The sequence below is a fragment of the Ruegeria meonggei genome, assembly GCF_900172215.1.
Taxonomy (GTDB): Bacteria; Pseudomonadota; Alphaproteobacteria; order Rhodobacterales; family Rhodobacteraceae; genus Ruegeria; species Ruegeria meonggei.
This window is the reverse complement of sequence record NZ_FWFP01000004.1, coordinates 84,880-106,291: the sequence shown is the minus strand read 5'-3', so window position 1 is coordinate 106,291 and position 21,412 is coordinate 84,880. Positions and strand designations below refer to the sequence as shown.

At 57.9% G+C, this 21,412-nt stretch carries 20 protein-coding genes; 9 read left to right on the top strand and 11 right to left on the bottom strand.

From position 1 onward, the window contains the following. Positions 1–46: 46 nt before the first annotated feature. The 3 genes from RUM8411_RS07735 to RUM8411_RS07725 are packed head-to-tail and all read left to right on the top strand — an operon-like array spanning position 47 to position 4,009. Positions 47–1,207, top strand: a complete 1,161-nt coding sequence (locus tag RUM8411_RS07735) for an acyl-CoA dehydrogenase family protein (protein ID WP_085822124.1) — start codon at positions 47–49, stop codon at positions 1,205–1,207. 9 nt (positions 1,208–1,216) lie between these two features. Next, positions 1,217–3,226 (top strand): acetate--CoA ligase family protein, encoded by a 2,010-nt coding sequence (locus RUM8411_RS07730; RefSeq protein WP_085822123.1) that lies wholly within the window; start codon positions 1,217–1,219, stop codon positions 3,224–3,226. Positions 3,227–3,229: 3 nt separating this feature from the next. Continuing rightward, the gene (locus RUM8411_RS07725) at positions 3,230–4,009 is read left to right on the top strand and encodes a carnitinyl-CoA dehydratase (protein ID WP_085822122.1); all 780 of its coding nucleotides are present in this window, start codon (positions 3,230–3,232) and stop codon (positions 4,007–4,009) included. Positions 4,010–4,173: 164 nt separating this feature from the next. Here the strand turns inward: RUM8411_RS07725 and RUM8411_RS07720 are convergent, their stop codons facing one another. Both RUM8411_RS07720 and RUM8411_RS07715 read right to left on the bottom strand, forming a co-directional pair. After that, entirely contained in the window at positions 4,174–5,505 is a 1,332-nt protein-coding gene (locus RUM8411_RS07720) for an MATE family efflux transporter (RefSeq protein ID WP_085822121.1), read from the bottom strand. 193 nt (positions 5,506–5,698) lie between these two features. Next, complete coding sequence (locus tag RUM8411_RS07715) at positions 5,699–6,463, bottom strand: helix-turn-helix transcriptional regulator (RefSeq protein WP_085822120.1); 765 nt, start codon at positions 6,461–6,463, stop codon at positions 5,699–5,701. 105 nt (positions 6,464–6,568) lie between these two features. Here RUM8411_RS07715 and RUM8411_RS07710 point away from each other — a divergent pair, with 105 nt between their 5' ends. After that, positions 6,569–6,997: a hypothetical protein gene (locus tag RUM8411_RS07710; RefSeq protein WP_085822119.1), complete on the top strand. Its 429-nt coding sequence runs from the start codon at positions 6,569–6,571 to the stop codon at positions 6,995–6,997. 119 nt (positions 6,998–7,116) lie between these two features. Here RUM8411_RS07710 and RUM8411_RS07705 read toward each other — a convergent pair whose 3' ends face one another. From RUM8411_RS07705 to RUM8411_RS07675, 7 genes are all read right to left on the bottom strand, one after another. Continuing rightward, a complete protein-coding gene (locus tag RUM8411_RS07705; protein ID WP_085822118.1) occupies positions 7,117–7,893 on the bottom strand; it encodes an aldolase/citrate lyase family protein in 777 nt (258 codons plus the stop codon). A 13-nt stretch (positions 7,894–7,906) separates the two neighbouring features. Next, a complete protein-coding gene (hpaH, locus tag RUM8411_RS07700) occupies positions 7,907–8,707 on the bottom strand; it encodes a 2-oxo-hept-4-ene-1,7-dioate hydratase (RefSeq protein WP_085822117.1) in 801 nt (266 codons plus the stop codon). Then, positions 8,704–9,558 carry a fumarylacetoacetate hydrolase family protein gene (locus RUM8411_RS07695; protein ID WP_085822116.1) on the bottom strand — a complete coding sequence of 285 codons (855 nt, stop codon included), beginning with the start codon at positions 9,556–9,558 and terminating at the stop codon, positions 8,704–8,706. The genes hpaH and RUM8411_RS07695 overlap by 4 nt, the downstream gene beginning before the upstream one ends. After that, complete coding sequence (locus RUM8411_RS07690) at positions 9,555–10,952, bottom strand: pyridoxal phosphate-dependent decarboxylase family protein (RefSeq protein WP_085822115.1); 1,398 nt, start codon at positions 10,950–10,952, stop codon at positions 9,555–9,557. The genes RUM8411_RS07695 and RUM8411_RS07690 overlap by 4 nt, the downstream gene beginning before the upstream one ends. Before the next feature lie 98 nt (positions 10,953–11,050). Further along, a complete protein-coding gene (gene hpaD / locus RUM8411_RS07685) occupies positions 11,051–12,034 on the bottom strand; it encodes a 3,4-dihydroxyphenylacetate 2,3-dioxygenase (protein WP_085822114.1) in 984 nt (327 codons plus the stop codon). Between the two features lie 48 nt (positions 12,035–12,082). Next, positions 12,083–13,594 carry a 5-carboxymethyl-2-hydroxymuconate semialdehyde dehydrogenase gene (hpaE, locus tag RUM8411_RS07680; protein WP_085822113.1) on the bottom strand — a complete coding sequence of 504 codons (1,512 nt, stop codon included), beginning with the start codon at positions 13,592–13,594 and terminating at the stop codon, positions 12,083–12,085. 3 nt (positions 13,595–13,597) lie between these two features. After that, positions 13,598–13,996, bottom strand: a complete 399-nt coding sequence (locus RUM8411_RS07675) for a 5-carboxymethyl-2-hydroxymuconate Delta-isomerase (RefSeq protein WP_085822112.1) — start codon at positions 13,994–13,996, stop codon at positions 13,598–13,600. A gap of 105 nt (positions 13,997–14,101) precedes the next feature. Between RUM8411_RS07675 and hpaR the strand changes: the two genes are divergently transcribed. Beyond that, positions 14,102–14,542 carry a homoprotocatechuate degradation operon regulator HpaR gene (hpaR, locus tag RUM8411_RS07670; RefSeq protein ID WP_085822111.1) on the top strand — a complete coding sequence of 147 codons (441 nt, stop codon included), beginning with the start codon at positions 14,102–14,104 and terminating at the stop codon, positions 14,540–14,542. A 33-nt stretch (positions 14,543–14,575) separates the two neighbouring features. Here hpaR and RUM8411_RS07665 read toward each other — a convergent pair whose 3' ends face one another. Further along, on the bottom strand, positions 14,576–15,928 hold the full coding sequence (locus RUM8411_RS07665) for an aminotransferase class III-fold pyridoxal phosphate-dependent enzyme (RefSeq protein ID WP_085822110.1): 1,353 nt from the start codon (positions 15,926–15,928) through the stop codon (positions 14,576–14,578). A gap of 34 nt (positions 15,929–15,962) precedes the next feature. Beyond that, positions 15,963–16,742, bottom strand: coding sequence for an IclR family transcriptional regulator (locus tag RUM8411_RS07660; RefSeq protein ID WP_085822109.1), 780 nt, complete (start codon positions 16,740–16,742; stop codon positions 15,963–15,965). Positions 16,743–16,850: 108 nt separating this feature from the next. Here RUM8411_RS07660 and RUM8411_RS07655 point away from each other — a divergent pair, with 108 nt between their 5' ends. The 4 genes from RUM8411_RS07655 (at position 16,851) to RUM8411_RS07640 (ending at position 21,398) form a co-directional block, all read left to right on the top strand. Beyond that, on the top strand, positions 16,851–17,780 hold the full coding sequence (locus tag RUM8411_RS07655) for a tripartite tricarboxylate transporter substrate binding protein (protein ID WP_143534851.1): 930 nt from the start codon (positions 16,851–16,853) through the stop codon (positions 17,778–17,780). A gap of 63 nt (positions 17,781–17,843) precedes the next feature. Further along, on the top strand, positions 17,844–18,380 hold the full coding sequence (locus RUM8411_RS07650; protein ID WP_085822108.1) for a tripartite tricarboxylate transporter TctB family protein: 537 nt from the start codon (positions 17,844–17,846) through the stop codon (positions 18,378–18,380). A 7-nt stretch (positions 18,381–18,387) separates the two neighbouring features. Continuing rightward, positions 18,388–19,908: a tripartite tricarboxylate transporter permease gene (locus tag RUM8411_RS07645; RefSeq protein ID WP_085822107.1), complete on the top strand. Its 1,521-nt coding sequence runs from the start codon at positions 18,388–18,390 to the stop codon at positions 19,906–19,908. 5 nt (positions 19,909–19,913) lie between these two features. Further along, the gene (locus RUM8411_RS07640; protein ID WP_085822358.1) at positions 19,914–21,398 is read left to right on the top strand and encodes an aldehyde dehydrogenase; all 1,485 of its coding nucleotides are present in this window, start codon (positions 19,914–19,916) and stop codon (positions 21,396–21,398) included. The last annotated feature ends 14 nt before the right edge of the window (positions 21,399–21,412 follow it).

Sequence of the window (21,412 nt, the reverse complement as noted above, 5' to 3'; positions counted from 1 at the left end):
GCAATGCCGTTTCCTTCGTCAATCACCTATCCAAGGAACATGTGACATGCAGTTTGGTTTGTCGGAAGAACAGGACATGATCGTTTCGACTGTTCGCAGTTTTGTCGAAAACGAAATCTACCCCCATGAAGCCAAGGTTGAGCGCACCGGCACCGTTCCGGCGGAATTGGGCGAAGAGATCAAACAGAAATGCATCGATCTGGGCTTTTATGCCTGCAACTTCCCCGAAGAGGTCGGTGGCGCAGGGCTGTCTCATCTGGATTTTACGCTGGTTGAGCGTGAACTGGGTCGCGGCTCCATGGCTTTGACGCATTTCTTTGGCCGCCCACAGAATATCTTGATGGCCTGCAATGAAGACCAGCGCGCGCGGTATCTGTTGCCCGCTGTGCGCGGCGAAAGGATGGACGCTCTGGCAATGACAGAACCAGATGCGGGTTCGGACGTGCGCGGGATGAATTGTCAGGCTGTGCGGGATGGCGGTGACTGGGTCGTCAACGGGTCCAAGCACTTTATTTCAGGGGCCGAACACGCGGATTTCTTCATCGTTTTCATCGCAACCGGGGTAGACGAGACCCCGAAAGGCCCCAAGAAACGCATCACTACTTTTCTGGTGGATAGGGGCACCCCGGGGTTTGAAGTGCGCGAAGGTTATAATTCGGTCAGCCACAAGGGGTACAAGAACTACATCCTTTACTTCGACAATTGCCGCCTGCCCGATGCGCAGGTTCTGGGCGAGGTCGATGGTGGCTTTGCGGTGATGAACGAATGGCTCTACGCCACCCGGCTGACCGTTGCGGCTTTCTCGGTTGGGCGCGCCCGTCGCTGTTTTGACTACGCTTTGAATTATGCGGCCGAACGAAAACAATTTGGTCAACCCATCGGCAAGTTCCAGGGGGTTGGTTTCCAGATCGCAGACATGATCACTGAGATCGACGCGGCAGATTGGCTGACCCTGTCGGCTGCGTGGCGTTTGGATCAATCCCTGCCCGCCAACCGTGAGATCGCTTCGGCCAAACTCTACGCCTCAGAGATGCTGGCTCGGGTCACCGATACAACATTGCAGATCTTTGGCGGCATGGGGCTGATGGACGATTTCCCGATCGAGCGGTTCTGGCGCGACGCCCGGGTTGAGCGGATTTGGGACGGAACCAGCGAAATCCAACGCCATATCATCAGCCGCGATCTGCTGCGCCCCTTGGGTGCCTAAGCCGTGACCATGAATCTGACCCGACTACTTCGCCCGAACTCCATTGCCGTCATTGGCGGCGGTGCCTGGTGCCAACAGGTTGTTCTGCAATCCGAGCGTATGGGATATTCCGGTCAAATCTGGCCGGTTTACCCGAAGGCGAACGAAGTGGCAGGGCATCAAGCCTATGCCCGTCTTGAAGATCTGCCCGCAGCCCCCGATGCAGTGTTTATCGGCATCAATCGTCATGCCACGATTGAGGCGGTGCAAGTTCTGTCGCGTATGGGTGCCGGAGGTGCGGTGTGTTTTGCCTCGGGCTTTTCCGAGGCCACGGCAGAGGATGTCACAGGCGGCGCGCTGCAGGATCAATTGATCAAAGCCGCTGGTGACATGCCGATTTTGGGGCCAAATTGCTATGGGTTCATCAATGCGCTCGACGGGGCATTGTTATGGCCGGATCAACACGGGGCGACGCCTGTAGACAAGGGCGTTGCGATACTGACGCAAAGCTCGAATATCTCGATCAATCTGACCATGCAAAAACGAGGTCTGCCGATTGCCTATATGGTGACCTGCGGAAACATGGCGCAAACCAGTCAGGCTCAGATCGCCGCATCCCTGATCGATGACCCGCGCGTCACAGCTGTGGGCTTGCACGTCGAAGGGTTCAAGGACATTCGCGAATGGGAGGCACTGGCTGCCAAAGCTCATGACAAAGGCATCCCGTTGATCGCCTTAAAGGTTGGTGCGTCTGAACAGGCGCAGGCGGCGACTGTATCCCACACCGCGTCTTTGGCTGGTAGTGATGCCGGGGCGCAGGCGCTGCTGGCGCGTTTGGGCATACCGCGCCTGTCGACCCTGCCTGAGTTTCTGGAAGCGCTGAAACTGTTGCACTGCTATGGCCCGCTGCCGGGCGGCAACATCGCCTCGATCAGCTGTTCGGGGGGTGAGGCCAGCTTGATCGCGGATATGGTGGTTGGAACTGGCCTGAACTTTCCACACCTGAACCAAGACAAGAAAGCCCGTCTACGAGACGCGTTGGGGCCGATGGTCGCGCTGAGTAACCCGTTGGACTATCACACCTATATCTGGCGTGACGAAGAGGCGATGGCGCGGGCGTGGTCCGGGATGACCGGCGACGATATCCACCTGACGGTCTCGATCGTTGACTACCCAACCACCGACCCGGCGGACTGGGCCTGTGCCACACAGGCCGCGCTGAGAGTGCGCGCTGAAACGGGCGCGCGATTTGCCGTTGCCGCCACTCTGCCCGAGCTTCTGCCTGACACTGTTGCGCAAGAGTTGATGACCGGCGGAGTTGTCCCGCTGATGGGCCTTCGAGAGGCTTTGTCCGCCACACGCGCGGCGACGCAAATATCGGCGCCGGCCACCGACCCAATCTGTTTACCTGGCAAGGTCGATGCCACAACAACCTTAACCGAGGCGCAAGCCAAGCAAGCCCTGGCGGAATGCGGATTGCTTATTCCGCAACACCGTACCGTTCGCGACGCTGTCGAGGCGCGCGACGCTGTGCAAAAGTTGCAAGCGCCGTTCGCCGTGAAAGGCGTAGGGTTGGCACATAAATCCGAACATGCGGCCGTGCGTCTGGGCGTATCGGCTGCAGACGTCGCCGATGTTGCCAGGGACATCGGCACCGAAGAAATTCTGATCGAAGAAATGATCACCGGACCCGTGGTCGAGTTGCTAATCGGTGTGGTTCGCGACCTGGCGCACGGGTTTGTCCTGACACTGGGCGCAGGTGGTGTGAGGACCGAGATATTGCGCGATACCGTGTCCCTGCTGGTGCCCAGCACGGCCAATGACATCCGCGTCGCACTTGGATCATTGAACATCGCACCGCTTTTGACGGGCTATCGAGGCCAGCCCGCGGCTGATATGGATGCGATTATCAGCGCTGTTCAGGCCGTTCAGGCCTATGTCATGCAAAATGCCGACACGCTTGGCGAGGTTGAAATCAATCCGCTCCTCTGCACGCCAGATACGGCTGTCGCAGTGGATGCCCTCATCAGAAAGGCCTGAGATATGGACCCGATCAAAACCCGCCGTGAAGGGGCAATTCTTGAGGTGACGCTGGACCGGCCCAAGGCCAACGCCATCGACCTGGCCACCAGCCGGATCATGGGCGAGGTCTTTGCCGGTTTCCGCGATGATCCGGACCTGCGCGTGGCCATTTTGACCGGCGGAGGCGAGAAGTTCTTTTGCCCAGGCTGGGATCTGAAAGCCGCCGCTGACGGGGATGCCGTCGATGGGGATTACGGTGTTGGCGGCTTTGGCGGCCTGCAGGAACTGCGCAACATGAACAAGCCGATCATCGCAGCCGTCAACGGTATCGCTTGTGGTGGTGGGTTGGAACTGGCCCTGTCAGCCGACATGATCCTGGCCGCCGAGCATGCCACATTCGCCTTGCCGGAAATCCGCTCGGGCACTGTTGCTGATGCAGCCAGCGTGAAACTGCCCAAACGCATCCCATACCACATCGCAATGGAGTTGCTGTTGACCGGGCGCTGGTTTGACGCGACCGAGGCCAACCGCTGGGGTTTGGTCAACGAGATCATCACATCGGATCAACTGATGGCCCGCGCTTGGGAACTGGCCCGTCTGTTGGCCTCGGGCCCTCCGCTGGTTTATGCCGCAATCAAGGATATCGTGCGGGACGCCGAAGACAGTAATTTTCAGGATGCCATGAACCGCATTACCAAGCGCCAGTTGCGCAGTGTTGATACTCTTTACGCAAGCGGAGACCAACTGGAAGGCGCCCGCGCCTTTTCAGAGAAACGCGACCCCGTCTGGAAGGGTAAATAGACGGTGTCTTAGGTTGTGCACCTATAGCTGCAATTGTGTCTTTCGGCATCCTGGAAGGATCTGGCCAGAAAACTGAGGCGGCCAACCCAAGGGAGGTCGGGTTGGCCGCATTCCTGGCGGCACCACTTCCGCCAGGCGATTCCTACTAGGGGATAGGAGTCAAACTATGGCTCTTTCGTCAACATCCAGAACCGTACCGGAAGCGCGACCGCGGCCACCAAAAGACCCAGCAAGTATCCGATCCAGATCCCAACCGCCCCATAGCCCAGAACGAACCCAAGCCCATAGCTTGCCGGCAGCGCCAGGGGCCAATAAGCGGTAAGCGTTATGAAAGTTGGCAGGTTCATGTCGGACATACCCCTGAGTGCCCCCAAGGCGGTACCTTGTACCCCGTCGGCCACCTGCAACAGCGCCACAACGATGAACAAGGTCGCCGCCAGTTCAACTACTGCCCGGTCGTTCGACATCGTCTCGGCCATCAAGCGTCCGGCGGCAATGAACAGGGCAGCGGCCAGGACTTGCCAGAGGGTCACCATGACAAATGACGCTTTCAGGATCGGGCGCAGGCGCGACCGGCTGCCTCCGCCAACGGCCAACCCGACGCGGATTGAAGCAGCACCTGCCATACCAAGTGGTATCATATAGGCCAGCCCAGCCAGCGCGTTGACGATCTGATGCGCTGCCAGTGCCTCGGCCCCCAACCAGCCCATCATCAGGCCAACGACGGCATAGGCACCACCTTCGCCCGCATAGCCGATGCAAAGTGGCAGCGCGTCTTTGGTTTGTGCCCAGACATCTGTCCAGGTCACGGCGACCCGCTGACGAAAAGCTGCCAGCCCGGGTGTGTAAAGCAGAACAAGGCAGGCCGCCCCAAGTGAAACGCATTGCGACAGGATACTCGCCAAACCCGCACCCAGAATCCCCAGATCAAAGATATGGATAAACGCGTAATTGGCCGGCACGTTGATCAACACCCCAAGATAGGACAATGCCACCGCAGTCCAGGGCCGCCCTACTGCGTCGAACAGAGCTTTGAGGCCGAAAAACAGCGTAAACGGGATGATCCAGATCGCCATCGACATCCAGTAGGGCAAGAGAATGCCCAGAACCTCTTGCGGTTGTCCCAAGGGTCCCAGCAAGGGGAACAGTACGCACATCAGCGCCGCCCCGCCGCCACCGCCCAGCAGGCACATCAACATCCCGCTGCGCAAAGCAAGGGCAACGCGCGCAGGATCCCGGGCGCCTTCGGCCTGGCTGATCCGCACTGAAATCGCGGTAATCACGCCCCAGAGCGCGGAAATCAATATGATCAAAACGGCTGTGGTCACGCCTGCAGCAGCAAGCGGCACTGTTCCCAGAGGAGAGATCATCACAGTGTCAACGACGCCGATTAATAGGGCAGCCGCCAATCCCACCATCAAGGGAACGGCCAGCTGGATCAGCGGCCAGAATTCGGCGCGTGTCGACGCCTGCGGGTTAAAGGTAAGGTCAGTCATGGTTCACCTGTCGGGCCAGCGCCCGACGTAAAAATCGCGTGGTGGAGGTATCGCTCCGCTTCAAAAAAGGCTGTTCAGCCCTGCGACGTGAAAACCATGAGTTTGGTCCTTATTGGGACGGTTTGACTGTACCGCTTGTAGGGCAATTGCAATCACCCGTCCAGATACCTCAGCGCAGCTTGACCGGCGGGCGTTAGCTTTGTGGTTTGCCGGACAACGTTGCCAGAATCGCGGCACTTTCCGCATCGGCGGGGAAAAACAACTCGATCTTCAGGTCGTCCAGCGTTTCGTCCGTGACCGTGCTGAAATGAGCAATCGTGCCAAACAGGGACAGGCGCTGGTTCCCAAAACGATATACAGTCGGCACAGTTGGGCCTAATGCAGCATCGGACCGGCTATTGGCTTGTGAGGCCAGGGCCTGTGCGGCAGCATCCAATTCGGGCATCCCCCCGACATTTGCACTTTCAGCCCGCAGCCTAAGCATCATATGGTGCGCAACCTCAGGCCAGTTTTCCACGACACTTGGCATCATCGGGTGCGCCAAAAGATCCAATAGGCTCTGTCCCTCGGACAGACCCAGCGGAGCAAACAGCCGCTGCGCCCCTTCATTCAGCTTTACGACAGACCAGAGCCTATCCAGCACCATCCCGGGATAGGGGTCGTGTCGTTTCAGCGTCCAATCGACCGCATCCCTGATTGGGGCCATTGTACTGTCATCAAAGGGCGTCGCCGCGTATCTGGGTGCGAACCCTTCGGCGCGCATCATCTGATTTCGGGTATCGACCGGCAGTTCCATGACCTCTGACAGATGCAGGATCATGTCGGGGCTGGGTTTGGAACGGCCGGTTTCGAGAAAGGAGATGTGCCGCGCGCTGACCTCAGCCTCGACCGCTAGATCCAGTTGGCTCATCCGGCGGCGCTTGCGCCATTCTTTCAGCATATTTGGATAGGGCGTCATGAGGCGACCCTAACAGTGGACCCGACAGAAATCACTTACCTCTGAGGTAATTGCTTTGGCCCCAATGTGGCGCGCAAGAAAGGAGGGCATACGAAGGAGAATCACATGACACAACAACAATCAGCAATGCGTTTCGCCGGAGGGGTTTTGGCTGCCACGGGTATTCTGTTTGCCCTTGCGGCGTTGCCCGCGCTGCACCCCGCGGCCCATGTATTCCTTCAGGTGGCTTATTGGCCCCTTCACGACGTCCCGCCAGAATTAGCCGTTCCCACGCCTTTGCTGCTGGGCATTTCGGGCGGGTTGACCGTCGGGCTTGGTGCGATGCAATGGGCGCTGGGGACCTATGTCGCCTCAATCTCGGCCGACTCGGCCGCCAAAGTTGCACGCTGCACAGCGTGGACGTGGTTTGTGACCGACAGTACAGCTTCAGTTCTGGTCGGAGCGCCAATGAACGTGGTTCTGAACTTGTCCTTTTTGGCGTTGATCCTGTTGTCCTGCAAACCGCGGCCCGAGGCGAGACTAGTGTCCGCGTGATACCAGAATCAAAGATAAAAGACGGCATGCCCGGGCCAGTCGATCAACAGCGTTTTGCAAACGGCAAAACTGACGCTGTGTTTTCTGGCAAATGCCGTCTTTGCAACGTCAGATGCGGTTTAGTCCGGTACCAAAGCCAGCCCGGCCTCGGCCGCGCCGCGCAGGGCATTTGCAAACAGAGTGACGTCGATGTTTGTGGCTACAAAACTTGCCCCAAGTTCCAGACATTTGCGTTGCATGTCCGGATCAAGGGTCAGGATACCCGCCGCTTTGCCCGCTGCCACAATGCGGGTTATCGCGTCCAAAACAGCCTCGACCACGTCGGGATGCCCGGCATTGCCGATGTGGCCCATATCGGCGGCCAGATCAGCAGGACCGATGAACACCCCGTCCACATCGCTGGTCAGGATATCGTCCAGCGCACTCAACCCCAGTCGGTTTTCCACCTGCACCAGCAGGCAAATCTGCTCATCGGCCGTTTTCAGATAGTCCGGTATCGCCGCAAACTGCGAGGCGCGCGCCAGCGATGAACCCACGCCGCGCACGCCATGAGGCGGATATTGAACAGCCCGGACAAGGGCCCTTGCCTGATCGCCGCTTTCGACCATGGGGACCAGAAGGTTCTGTACCCCGGCATCCAGGTACTGCTTGATCATCCAGGTCTCGCCAATCGGCAAACGCGCAACAGGGGTGCTGCCCGATCCTTCGATCACCCGCACCTGATCCAGGATAGACCGTAAGTCGTTTGGCGCGTGCTCGCCGTCTACCAGCAGCCAATCGAACCGGGCAGTCGCAGCAATCTCGGCAGCATAGGTATTCGCCATCGCGATCCAACACCCGATCTGAGGTGTCCCGGCTTTCAGCGCCGCCTTGAAATTGTTCTTTGGCGCGGGCATGTGCGGCGCTCCTTTATGCAAAATTAATATCGACCGCCCCGAAAGGCCCGAAATCAGCCTGGATGGCGGTGCCCGATGGGCATTCCACAGGGCGGATGAAACTGCCCGACAGGATCACCTGCCCGGGCTCAATGCTCTGACCGTATTGCGCCATGCGCCGGGCCAGCCAGACCACGCTTTCGACCGGGTCGTTCAGAACCCCGGCACCAAGCCCGGTTTCCTCAATCTCGCCATTGCGAAAGGTCAGCGCGCCAACCCAGCACAGATCGAAGGCATCAATTGCGTGGCGTTCCCGGCCCAGAACAATGCCCGCGTTGGCGGCATTGTCGCTGATCGTGTCATAGACGGTGCGGGCCTTGCCAGTCTGGGGGTCAACGCGTTGGATACGCGTGTCAAGGATTTCAATCGATGGGACGACATAGTCCGTTGCGGCGATGATATCCTCGCGGTTAACATCCGCGCCACCCACAGGCGATTTCATTACAAAGGCAATCTCCGCTTCTATCCGGGGCTGAATGAAGCGGTTAGCCGGAACTGTGCCCCCATGATCAAAGATCATGTCATCGAACAAAATCCCACTATCGGGAATGTCGATATTCAACGCGTATTGCATTGCCTTTGATGTCAGGCCGATCTTCCATCCGATCACCTTGCGCCCGGCTGCCAGTTTTTGGTGATACAGAGCGTTTTGCACCTGATACGCGTCGTCCATTCCCATTTCAGGGTGGCGCAGGGTCAGCAAGCCGATTTGTTCGCGGTTTTGTTCCGCTTGCAGCAAGTCAGCGGCGGCACGGGCGTGGTCTTCGGGGCTCATGGCTGCTCGTCCTCGACTGTATTGCACAGGGTCCCGATGCCTTCGACCGAGACTTCGACCACATCGCCGGGGACAAGGTATTTCGGAGGGTCAAACCGCGCACCTGCGCCGGTAGGTGTGCCGGTGATGATTACATCGCCGGGCTGCAATGTCATGAAGGTCGAGATGTATTCGATCTCACGTCGGATCGGGAACATCATTCGGTTCAGCGTATCGTCCTGACGCAGCTCTCCATTTACATGGGTCTGAATGCGGGCCTCATCCAGTTGGGCCGCATCAGCAAACGGCACAAGCCACGGGCCAATCGCACCTGATTTGTCCCAGTTCTTGCCCTGCGTGACGTTGAACTTGGCGTGACGCACCCAGTCGCGGATTGTCCCTTCGTTACATAGGGTCAGGGCCGCGATATGGTCATACGCCTCTGCCTGCGCAATCCTGCGACCTGCTTTGCCAATCACGATGGCCACCTCACCCTCGTAATCCAGCGTGTGGTTTTCCGGAGGCCGGATCAGAGGGCGATTGTGCCCGGTGAACCCGCTGGCAAAGCGCGGAAACAGCGACATGTATTGCGGCTGCGTACTGCCATCTTTGTACTCGGCGTTACGATCCGGAAAGTTTACCCCGACACATAGGATTCGGCGGGCATCCGGCATCACCATTTCATAGGCAAAATCGGTATGCGTCACGGGTTTGCCTTCGGCGGCTGTCAATAATTGGTCGAACGCACCTGCAGCGATCACCTCAAACAGGCTGGTATGGTTGGGAAAGTCATCGTTCAGGGCAATTGCGCCTTGATCAGTGATTGCGCCAAAAAATGTATCGCCAGAGGCGGTGAATGTTGCGAACTTCATCTGATCTTCTCCCAAACGTCGCCGATGACTTTGGCGGCCATCAGCACATCATCCCGAGTCGTATCAAATTGCCCGACCTGAAAGCGGATGATTTTCCGCCCCTCAAACAGCCCCTGGGTCAGGTAAATCCGCCCGTCGGTGTTTAGCGCATCGACCAGCCGTTGCTGCATGTCGTCATCACCGGGGCACCGAAAGGAAAACAGGCTTAGGATCGGGCCGGTCGTGATTTCAAACCCTTCCATGGCTTTGATCTGTTGCGCCAGCTCCTGCGCCCAGGCCACGTGATTGCGGATGCGCGCGCGCAGATCTTCCAACCCGTATGAGCGCAAAAGGAACCAGATTTTCAATGCACGAAACCGGCGCCCCAAGGGGATTGTCCATTCCGAATAGTTCGTCACCTCTGCACCGGTTGTCTTGAGGTATTCCGGCTCGATTTTCAGGGTGTTTAGCTGCGGCGCTGCGTCCCGCAGGAATTGGATGGCACAGTCGAACTGCGCCCCCAGCCATTTATGAGGGTTAAAGACGATGCTGTCATACCGTTCTGCTCCGGGCCAGAATGTCTGGCGGAACTCGGGGCAGATCATTGCAGACCCGGCCCAAGCGGCGTCCAGATGGGAATACAGGTCGAATTTTTGCGCAATATCGGCCACGGCGATCAGGTCGTCGCAGGCCCCCACACCCGTGCCGCCGGTGATCGCAATGATACCAGCTGGGACGTGCCCTGCAGCGATGTCATCCTGAATGGCGGCCTCAAGCCGGTCCGGATCAATCGCAAAGGTATCGCCCTGCGTCGGAAGCTTGACCAAATTGTCCTGACCAATCCCAGCAACCCAGCAGGCCCTGTCGATTGAGGAATGCACCTGATCCGAGCAATATATGCGCAACGACCCCTTGCCGTTCAGGCCTTCGCGGTTGCCGCTAAACCCGGTGGCCCGTTCGCGCATGGTCAACACTGCCGATAAGGTGGCCGAAGACGCGCTGTCTTGAATGACACCTGTCATGCCGTCAGGCAAACCGAGCGCCTGGCGCAGCCAGTCGACCATGACGCCTTCGATCTCGGTTGCCGCAGGCGAGGTCTGCCAAAGCATGCATTGCGCCGCAATTGTGGTCACCAGCATTTCCGCCAGCATCGAAGGCGGCGCGGCGTTGGCAGGGAAATAGGCAAAGAACCTCGGGTGCTGCCAATGGGTAATGCCGGGCATCACGATGCGCTCAAAATCGGCGAGGATAGCCTCCATCGGCTCACCCTTGTCCGGAGGAGCGGCCAAAAGCTGAGCGGCGATATCCCCCGGAGTAGTTTGCGCCCGCACCGGGCGATCCGCCAGGGTTTTGTGATAATTGGCAGCCCATCGTGAGATGTGTTGCCCCCAATGCGAAAACTCATCCCAATCCATGGGTTATACTTCCTTTTTCAATTTTCTGCGCGCGCACCAAAAGCCGTGTTTTTGTCCAGACTATGGTCCGGATCACGCACTTCAAGCCTTCTGTTTTCCTATGGCGCGATAATGGGTGAGGCGGCCAAATCCGACTCTTTCAGATCAACGCCCACAAACGGGGTGCCATGTTCGAACCAACTGCGCGGGGCTGCCGCCCCCCACAGGGTCTGGCGCTGTGGGTCCTTGAGATCCCATTTGATCGGCTCAAGATCAGGGTCCACGGTCTGATAATCCGAGCAATAGATCTCAATCCGGTGGCCATCGGGGTCGAGGATATACAGGAAGAAGGCATTGGAAATACCGTGTCGTCCCGGGCCGCGTTCGATATTGTCGACATATCCCGTGGTGGACATCAGATCGAGCAGGTCAATGATGTTCAACGGCGTCGGTACCCAAAAGGCCACATGGTGCATGCGTGGACCGGTGCCATTGGTAAACGCCATGTCATGCACCCCACCCTTGCGGTGCATCCACGCGGCCCACAGGCGCTTGCTGTCATCGTCCTCGGTATATTCCGTCACGCGAAAGCCGAAATCGCTGTAGAAGGCCACACTGTAATCGACATTGGATGAAAAGCAGTTGAAATGGTCAATCCGCAGCGGTTTTACGCCCCGATAAAGCGCGTATTTCTGATGGATCGGCTCTAATCGGTCCATCTTGTGATAGAACTCCAACGGAATACCCATATTGTCCGAAGTCAGCAGCGTGCGCCCCTGATAAGGCCGCTCAACCCATTCCACCGGGCATCCCTTGGAGCGGAAATATGCCTCGGCCCGGTCCAGATCCTGTTCATCGAAGGTTTTGAACCCCATAACCTCGACCGTGCCGGGTTGGTCGGATTTCTGCAGGATCACGCAATGGTGCCCGCGTTCTTCCATCGCCCGCAGATAGATATGGGTGTCCGTCTCATCCGAGACCTGCAGCCCCAGAATATCCGAATAGAACTTACTCGATGCAGCCAGATCGCTGACATTCAGGCAAACATGGCTTAGCCTGATGGTGTTGAAGTCGGGGTATAAATTGGGGGCTGGAACGGGCATAAAGGCCTCCTGGTGTTAGAGTTTTCGCGCGCTTCTAATTGGTGGTTGTTACAGCTTACCCAGCTGCATGATCTTGTGCTGACCAGTGGCAAAGCCGACGTGCTTTTGCTCCATGTAGAACTCAAAGCTCCAGTCACCGCCGTCCCGACCGATCCCCGAGGCTTTGACCCCGCCAAAGGGTGTGGGCAGGTGGCGCACATTTTCTGAATTGACCCAAATCATCCCGGCCTCAAGCTTGTCGGTAAAGCGCAGGGCCCGGGTCAGGTCGTTGGTCCAGACATAACCAGTCAGGCCATAGGGCGTGTCGTTGGCAATCTGCAACGCTTCATCTTCGGTCGAGAACGGGATCGAAGTCAGAACCGGACCAAAGATTTCCTCTCGGGCGATGCGCATCTGGTTGTTTGCATTGGTAAACAGGGTTGGGCGGATGAAATACCCCTCGTCCCCAATCGTCACGCCGCCCGCGGCTATGGTCGCGCCATCGGCTTTAGCAATATCGAAATAGCTGGTGACCTTGGTATAGTGTTCTTTGGTCACAAGCGGGCCAATCTCGGTCGCCGGGTCAAGCGGATGGCCGACCTTGATGTTGTTCACTCGCTCGACCAACCGGGCTTCGAACTCTTCCTTGATACAGTCCTGCACCAGCAGGCGCGAGGATGAGGTGCAGCGCTCTCCATTGATTGAATAGATCATGAAGATCACCGCATCCAAGGCCCGATCTAAATCTGCATCCGCAAACACGATGACCGGGTTTTTACCGCCCAGTTCCAAATGATTGCGCTTATGCGTGTCCGCCCCTTGTTTGACGATCAAACTGCCAGTGCGGCTTTCGCCGACAAACGCGATGGCCTTGATCAGCGGGTGTTCAGTCAGCGCCTTGCCTGCATCGGGGCCATACCCGTTGACCGTGTTCAATACTCCCTTGGGCAACCCCGCCCCTTCAGCGATTTCCACCAGAAGACGGGCTGATAGAGGCGAATCCTCAGCCGGTTTGTGAACCACAGTGCAGCCCGCAGCCAGTGCTGGCGCAATCTTCCAGGTCGACAGCATAAAGGGCGTGTTCCACGGGGTTATCACACCTACAGGTCCAATCGGCATTCGGGTGGTGACATTCATTAGCGTCGGAGATTTAAGATGCTGCCCATCACGCGCCTGCACCACCTGATCGGCGAAATAGCGGAAGTTCTCCGCCCCGCGCAGCGCGGCCTTGGACATGAACCGCAGGGTCTGCCCGGTGTCCCAGCATTCGCACAGGGCAATTTCCTCGGCGCGCGCCTCAATTGCGTCGGCCACGTTCAGCAGGATGCCGCGCCGCTCGGGCGCGGGCATGTCGCGCCAGTCGGCAAAAGCGGCATGGGCCGCGGTGGCCGCCGCGTCTATGTCATCTGCAGTGCCGTGGGCAACGTCGCAGATCACCGACTTGTCGACCGGCGAGATGGATTGAAACACCCCCGCCGCCCCATCGTAATCTTCACCTGCGATGCGGTTCTTGATGCCGGTGTCTTTGAACCGCGCCAGAAAGCCTGTCAGTTTCTCGGTATTTGTGTCCAATGCGCTCATGCGTCAGCTCTCCTGCTTGGTGGCAGCCAGATGGTCTCGGATCGTGCCGGTCTTAGGCGATAACTCTGGGTCGATGTCGCGCATCTCTAGCGACAGCGCGATGGAATTTTGCGCGAAGGCTGGTTCCAGATAGGCCTTGACCGCCTCAAAGATTTTCCGGGTCGCGTCCTGTTTGACATCCTTGGAACGGCCCGCACGCAGGCGGATCGAGATGTCGACAAACCCATGCTTGGGGTTGCCGTCTGCAATGGCGTAATGATCGACGCGCGTGGCCCGAACGCGAATTCCCGGCAACGGAAAGGTATCGATCCCAGCCGCAGTGGCCCGTATACAGGCGCACAAGCCCCCCATGTCGACCCGATCTTCCAGGTTGCCAGAGTATTCGACGTGGAAATGTGGCATGTCCCCTCCTTTAATCATTAACATGTTTACTAAATTGCACACCTCCCGTCAAGAACTTGCCTTGTTAATCTTTGCATTTCCAGAAAGAGCGCATTAGAAGGCCGAATGACCATACAAAGCCATACCAAAAGCACCTCGAGGTCCCTTCCAATTGCGCTGTTGCGCGCCCGTGAAACGGTGATGGCACCGATCAGGGATATGTTGCAAGGTATTCAGCTGACCGAACAGAAATGGCGCATTCTGCGCGTTCTGGACGAACTGGGCGAAGTCGAGCAAAGCACCATCGCCAATGAGGCCTGCCTGCTGTTGCCCAGCCTCACCCGCATTCTGCGCACGATGGAGGCAGAAGGCCAGATCACGCGCCGCCAGGACAGCCGGGACAAGCGGCGCACCATGGTAAAAATCACCGAAGAAGGTCGTCGGATTCTAAAAGAAAATCTCGAGACTTCACTAGCGATATCAAACAACATCGAGGCGCAGATGGGGCGGGAAAAACTGGATCACCTGCTGGACCTGCTTGAGGAATTGCAGGCCGTCAAAGTCTGACCCCACCCTTGGTGGATGGGTCCAATCAGTTGGTCACAGGCTAGCCAAACCAGTGTCCAGCGCCGACAGGATCTTGGCCACGTCCTGCGAGGTGATGACCAGAGGTGGCGACAGGATAATGTTGTTGCCCGACACGCGCACCATCACACCGTCTTCATAAGCGGCCTTCTGAATCTGCAGCGGCAGATGCTTGGCAATCGGTGCTTTGGTTGCGCGATCCGAAACCAGCTCCAACGCACACATCAGGCCCTCGCCCCCGCGCACATCACCGATCACGTCATGTTTGTCCGCCAGCTTTTGCAGACCGGCAAACAGCTCATCTCCGCGCGCGGCTGCGTTCTCCCAGACCCGAAGGCGGTTGATTTCCGACAGCGCAGCCAAGGCCGCCGCCGCCCCAACTGGGTGGCCGGAATAGGTATAGCCCTGATCAACCGAGGCTTTGCCGGTGGTGTCACTTTCAAACACTTCAGCCACCGCACCGGAAATCATCGCAGCGCCAAAGGGGAAATAGCCATTGGTGATGGCCTTGGCCGTCGTCATGATATCGGGTTGCACGCCCCAATGCCGCGCGCCGCTTTCGCTGCCGGTGCGGCCGAAGGCTGTGATGATCTCATCCGAAATCAGCAGCACACCATGTTTCGAACAGACCTCACGAACCATGGGCATAAAGCTTTTATGCGGCGGGATCACGCCCCCTGCTCCCAGAACTGGCTCCATGATGAAGGCTGCCACGGTGTCCGCGCCCTGGAACGCTATCTCAGCCTCCAGCGCTTTGACGCAAAGCTGCGCCAGACGCTCGGGGTTGGTTTCGTCAAACGGATTCCGATAGGTCCATGGGGCGGGCACGTGGAAGCAGCCCGGCATCATCGGCTCATAAGCGGCGCGAAACTTTTGATTGCCGTTGACCGAGGCGGCGGCGAAGTGGGTGCCGTGATAGCCCTGTTTCAGGCTGATGAATTTGGTGCGCCCCTCTTGACCGCGGACTTTGTGGTATTGACGCGCCAGTTTCAGCGCGATCTCAACCGAATCCGATCCGCCCGAGGTAAAAAAGGCCCGGGTCAGTCCATCGGGTTCAAAGAACTGTGCCAGCTCATAAGACAACTCAATCGCCTTGTCGTTGCTGGTGCCGCGAAACGTCGAATAATAAGGCAACGCGTTCAGCTGATCGGCAATCGCCTGTTTCACCGGCTCACAGGAATATCCTAGATTGACGTTCCACAACCCTCCGACTGCGTCCAGAGCTTTGTGCCCGTCGATATCGATGATGCTGACACCTTCGCCACCGCTCAGGATGGTTGGGGGATTCTTCTGACTGTCAGCCGGGTGCGCCATCGGATGCCAGAAGTGACGGGCGTTGTTTTCCTTCAGAAAGTTGGAGTCTTTCATAAGTCGGGTCTCCGGGGGTTAGGGCCACCTGTGGTCAAGGGTGGAATTCGATTGGAAATGAGCCGGGCAACTGACCGCCGAAATTTGCGGTCAGGTCGGTCGAGAGGCTGTGCAACGCGGATAAAATCAGCGGCAGGTGGTCACCGCTTGCGCGGCTTTCGGGAACGGCGATTGCGATTGTCCCCAAGGCGACCTGATCGATGCCAAATATGGGGGCTGCATATCCAAAAACGCCATCTTCATAACTGCCATTGCTGTTAGACCACCCCGCTTTGCTGATCTGCGCCACCCGCGTCTTGATCTGGTTCGGGTCGGTCAGCGTGGTGCCCGTAAACCGTTGCAAACCGCCCTGCTCAAGTTGGTCCAGCAAGAAAGCCGGCCCAAAGCTGAGCATGCACAGACCCGAGGCAGTGGCGTTGATCGGAAGAAGCTCACTGGGGTCCAAGCTGACCCGCACACTATGGCGCGTTGTTTCAACGACCAAAGCGGTTTGCAGGACGTTTTTTTCCAACAGTGACAGATGCAGGCTTTCGCCAACCTCTTGCATGGCCACCTGCATTTTCTGGCGGGCGCTTTCGATACCGGGTCTGGCGATCTCGCGTAAGGCGGCCAAGCGCAGAGCGGCTGGGCCAATCGCGTAGGATTTTGTCATCGGATTCTGTTCAATCAGTCCGTATTCTTCAAGCGCGCGCAGATGGCGCAGCGCGGTCGCTTTGTTCAGACCGGACAGTCGCGCAAAGTGACTCAGCCCGATCTCTGGCTGAGAGTTCGAAAAATAGTTCAACATTTTAAGGGCATTAAGAGCAGTACCCATGTGTTTCGTGTCCTCCAGCTCAGGTATTACTTGACAGAACTAACTTAACAAAGCAACATTATTATTGTTAACGTGGATCAAATAATGAACCAACCACGGGAGGTGTCAATGAAGAAAATTCTTACAGCCGCCGCCTTTGTAGCGACCGCAACCGCTGCACTGGCCGAGTATCCTGAAAAGCCGGTGACCTTTGTCGTGCCATGGCCTCCGGGCGATTTGGAGGACGTATTGACGCGTATGATCGCGGATGAATTTCAGGCCATGTACGGCGTCCCTGCTGCGGTCGTGAACAAACCCGGCGGTGGCGGCGGCCCCTTCCCCGGCGCGGTCGAAGTGGCAACTGCCCCGGCGGACGGCTATACCATTGGCTCGTTTGTGATTGGTGTGCCGGTCATCGGGCCCGAAATCGGTATCCCCGAGCTTAATCCCAATCCGTTCGACCCGATTGGCATTTTCCTTACCTATCCGTTTGTGATCGCATCCAGCAAGGACGCCCCATATTCGACTTGGGAGGAGCTGGCAGCCCACGGCAAGGATAACGACCTGGCATTGGGACATTTCGGATCGGTCCTGCCGCCCACGCAGGTTACCTTTGCCGCCGCCGTCAGCAGCGGGTTCGATTTCGCAAGTGAAGCCGCGTTTGATGCACTGGATTGCAATACGCTGGCCTCAGGCGATGTGGATGTGATCAACACCACGCTGCAGCTTGTGCTGCCCTGCCTGGATCAGGTCAACGTTCTGGCCAGCATCGGTGGGGAACGCATTTCGCTGGTGCCGGATACACCAACCGTGGTTGAGCTAAACCCTGACCTGCCGCTGGCCCTGTGGAACGGCCTGTTTGTTCACAAAGACACCCCCGCCGACGCACGCGAGAAGATTTCCGCGGCGGCGCAAAAGGCCTTGCAGTCGGACAAAGCCAAGCAACTTGCCGAAGAAACCGGAGCGCTGGTCTATTGGCAGGATCCGGATGCGTCCAACGCGCAGATCGAACAGGACAAGGCCTCTTTCGCCAAAATCGAAGAAATCCTGGGCGAATAAGATGAAACGGACCCGGTCGCTCTGAGCCAATCCGGGTCCTTTTCAATCTGAGGGGAGGTCACGATGATCGCTAAAACGCTGCAAGACATGTTCCGGCGGTATCGCCGTCCTGGCGACATCGTTTTTGCCCTTTTGTTTTTCGCATTCGCGCTGTTCCTGCTAAGCCAACTGGGCACCGAGACCAAAGTGGTCAAACGTACCAAATGGTTCGCACAGCCCGCGCTGTGGCCGATGATTGCCATCTGGGGCATGGTAATCTTTAGTGGCATGCATTTGCTGAGCTCGGTTCTGTCCCCGCGTATTCCCGGACGTCTGAAAGAAGTCACGTTCTGGTTGATGTCCCTGGAGTACGTGTCCTATTTCCTGATCTACGTGGTGACCGTGCCCTGGCTTGGATACCTGCCTTCAACGATGCTGTTTGCAGCCTTTCTGGCCATTCGCACTGGGTTCCGGTCCCGCGGGGCCATAGGCATCTCGCTGACGTTTGGTGCAGTGGTGGCCATCGTCTTCCGGGCATTGCTACAGGTGAATATTCCTGCCGGTCGCGTGTATGAATACCTGCCCGACAGCGTGCGCGTCTTTGCGCTGACCTATCTGTGAGGCCAACATGGACAATCTGATCTCAGGCTTTGCGATACTGACACAGTGGCAGGTCGTGGTGGCACTTATCATCGGCTCGGTCGGCGGGGTCATCATCGGCGCTCTGCCTGGCGTCGGTGCCGCCGTGGCCATCGCCATTTTGCTGCCCGCCACTTTTGCGTTTGAACCCATCGTTGGCCTGACCCTGCTGCTGGGTATCTATGGATCATCCATGTATGGCGGCGCGATCCCGGCCATTCTGATCAACACACCCGGTACAGCCGTCAATGCGCTGACCACCTATGACGGCTATCCCATGACCAAGCGGGGCGAAGGTCACCGTGCGCTTTCGCTGGCTTACTCTGCGTCTTTCTTTGGCGGCATCTACTCGATCCTGTGCCTGATCATCTTGTCGCCCGTTCTGGCCTGGGTTGCACCACATTTCGGCAGCCGTGAAATCTTTCTGGCCGCCTTCATGGGCATCCTGCTGGTGATCCTGGCCCATCGCGGGCAGATTTTCTCAGCCGCGATGCTGGCCTTTTTCGGCATCTTCCTCAGCACCGTCGGGTTGGAGCCGGTCAAATACACCAAGCGCTTTACTTTTGACCAAAGCTGGCTGTCCTCTGGCGTTGATCTTATCGTTGTTGTGCTGGGGCTGTTTGCGATCAGTCAGGCGCTGCTGTTGCTGGTCGACAAGGACCACGCCCCGGGTGACACCCATGTGCGCGGCAGCATCTTCGCCGGCCTGAAAGAGCTGCTAGGCCTGAAACGAGTCGCCACCGTATCCTCGTCGCTTGGCGTGATCATGGGCATGGTGCCGGGCACGGGTGAGTTCACCTCGCAATTCCTGTCTTATACCTACGCTCAGAAGAGCTCCAAGAACCCCGAAAAGTTTGGCGACGGCTCGCCCGAAGGGCTGGTCGCGTCAGAGGCCGCCAACAACGCCGTACCCGGGGCTGCGATGATACCGCTGTTGGCACTGGGCATCCCGGGTGAGGCGCTGACGGCGATGATGTTGTCGGTCTTTTACGTCCACAACGTGATACCCGGGCCGCAGCTTTTTGCGGATCAGATGGACTTCGTCATGGCGCTCTATATGTCGTTGATCCTGCTGAACGTGATCGTGTTGGTTTTTCTGCTGTTTTCAACCAACCTACTGCTGAAAATCATTCAGATACCTACCCGGTTTCTGGGCATCATGATCCTGATTTTGTCCTTTGTGGGAGTGTTCAGCCTGCGCAACTCGGTCACGGACTGCGCAATCGCGGCCGGATTCGGGGTGTTTGGCCTGATCCTCAAGCGCCTGAACCTGCCAATTGTTCCGATCATTCTGGGCATGGTTCTGGGCGGCATCATGGAGGTCAAACTGCGCAGTGCGATGGCACGAGTGAAATCGCCGCTTGATTTCATCGACCGACCGATTGCCGCCATCCTGTTTGTGATGATCCTAGGTATCATCCTGCTGCATATCCGCACGCTTGTTCAGGAACAGCGCGAACGCCTCAAACCGCAGCCCACGGGCGATGAAGATTCAACCCAGCAAGGATGACCCTCATGGATCAGGCCTCGATCAATGCGCTGCGTGCGCTGGATGTCACCCCGCGGGGTCACTTCATAAACGGAGCGTTTTGTGCCAGTGAAACTGGTGCTCAACACCAGGTGCTGTCGCCGATCGATGGTCTGCCACTGGCACAGATTGCCGAAGGTAGCCCGACGGATGTCGACACTGCCGTAAGGGCCGCGCGGGTCGCGTTCGAAGATGGTCGCTGGTCACGGATGGCCCCTGCCGCACGTAAAAAGGTGCTGTTGAAACTGGGTGATCTGATTGAGGCTCACGCGTTGGAGATCGCGGTCTTAGGCGTGCGCGATAACGGCACAGAGATCAACATGGCCTACAAGGCCGAGGCCCTCTCGGCCGCCGCCACGTTCCGATACTACGCCGAGGTGATCGACAAGGTGTACGGCCAGATAGCCCCAACCAGCCATGATGTTCTGGGCCTTGTTCACCACGCACCCGTCGGCGTTGTTGGTGCCATCGTGCCGTGGAATTTTCCGCTGATGATCGGCAGTTGGAAGATTGCTCCGGCACTGGCTGCTGGCAATTCGGTGGTTTTGAAACCGGCAGAAAGCGCTTCGCTGAGCTTGTTGAAGATTGCCGAACTGGCAGCCGAGGCAGGGGTGCCGGATGGCGTGTTCAATGTGGTGACCGGGCGCGGCGCGGTTGTGGGTGAGGCACTGGCGTTATCCATGGATGTCGACATCATGGTGTTCACCGGATCAGGTGCCACGGGTCGACGTTTGTTGGAGTATTCCGCGCGATCGAACCTGAAACGCTGTTATTTGGAACTGGGCGGCAAATCCCCCAATATCATCTTTGCCGACGCGCCGGACCTTGCTGAGGCCGCCAAGATTTCCGCCGCAGGGATTTTTCGCAATTCCGGTCAGGTCTGCGTTGCCGGATCCCGCCTGTTGGTGCAACACGAGATATTTGAGGATTTCGTGGCTGAGATTACCCTCCACGCCGAAAGCTTTCGTGTCGGCGATCCACTGGAACTGAACAGCCAGATCGGCGCGGTCCACAGCTTGCCTGAACTTGAGGCCAATCTGGATTTTGTCACCCAGGCCGAGGCCGAAGGTGCCGAGCGTCGAACCGGTGGCACCCGCATCCTGACCGAGACTGGTGGCTATTACATGGCCCCTACGGTCATGACCGGCGTGAAACAAAGCGACAACCTGTTCCAGAACGAAGTCTTCGGCCCGGTTCTGGCCGTCACTCCGTTTAAGGATGAGGACGAGGCGATCCGTCTGGCCAACGCCACCGAGTACGGGCTGGCCGCTGGGGTCTGGACTGCAAACCTCAGCCGGGCGCACCGCATGGTCGCAGGTATTCGTGCCGGGGTGGTGCATGTGAACACTTATGGCGGGGCCGATCTGACCGTGCCTCTGGGCGGCGTGGGTCAATCGGGGAATGGGCACGACAAGTCCTTGCACGCGTTGGATAAGTACTTTGATCTGAAAACGGCGTGGATCAAGATCTGATCGTTTGGCACCAG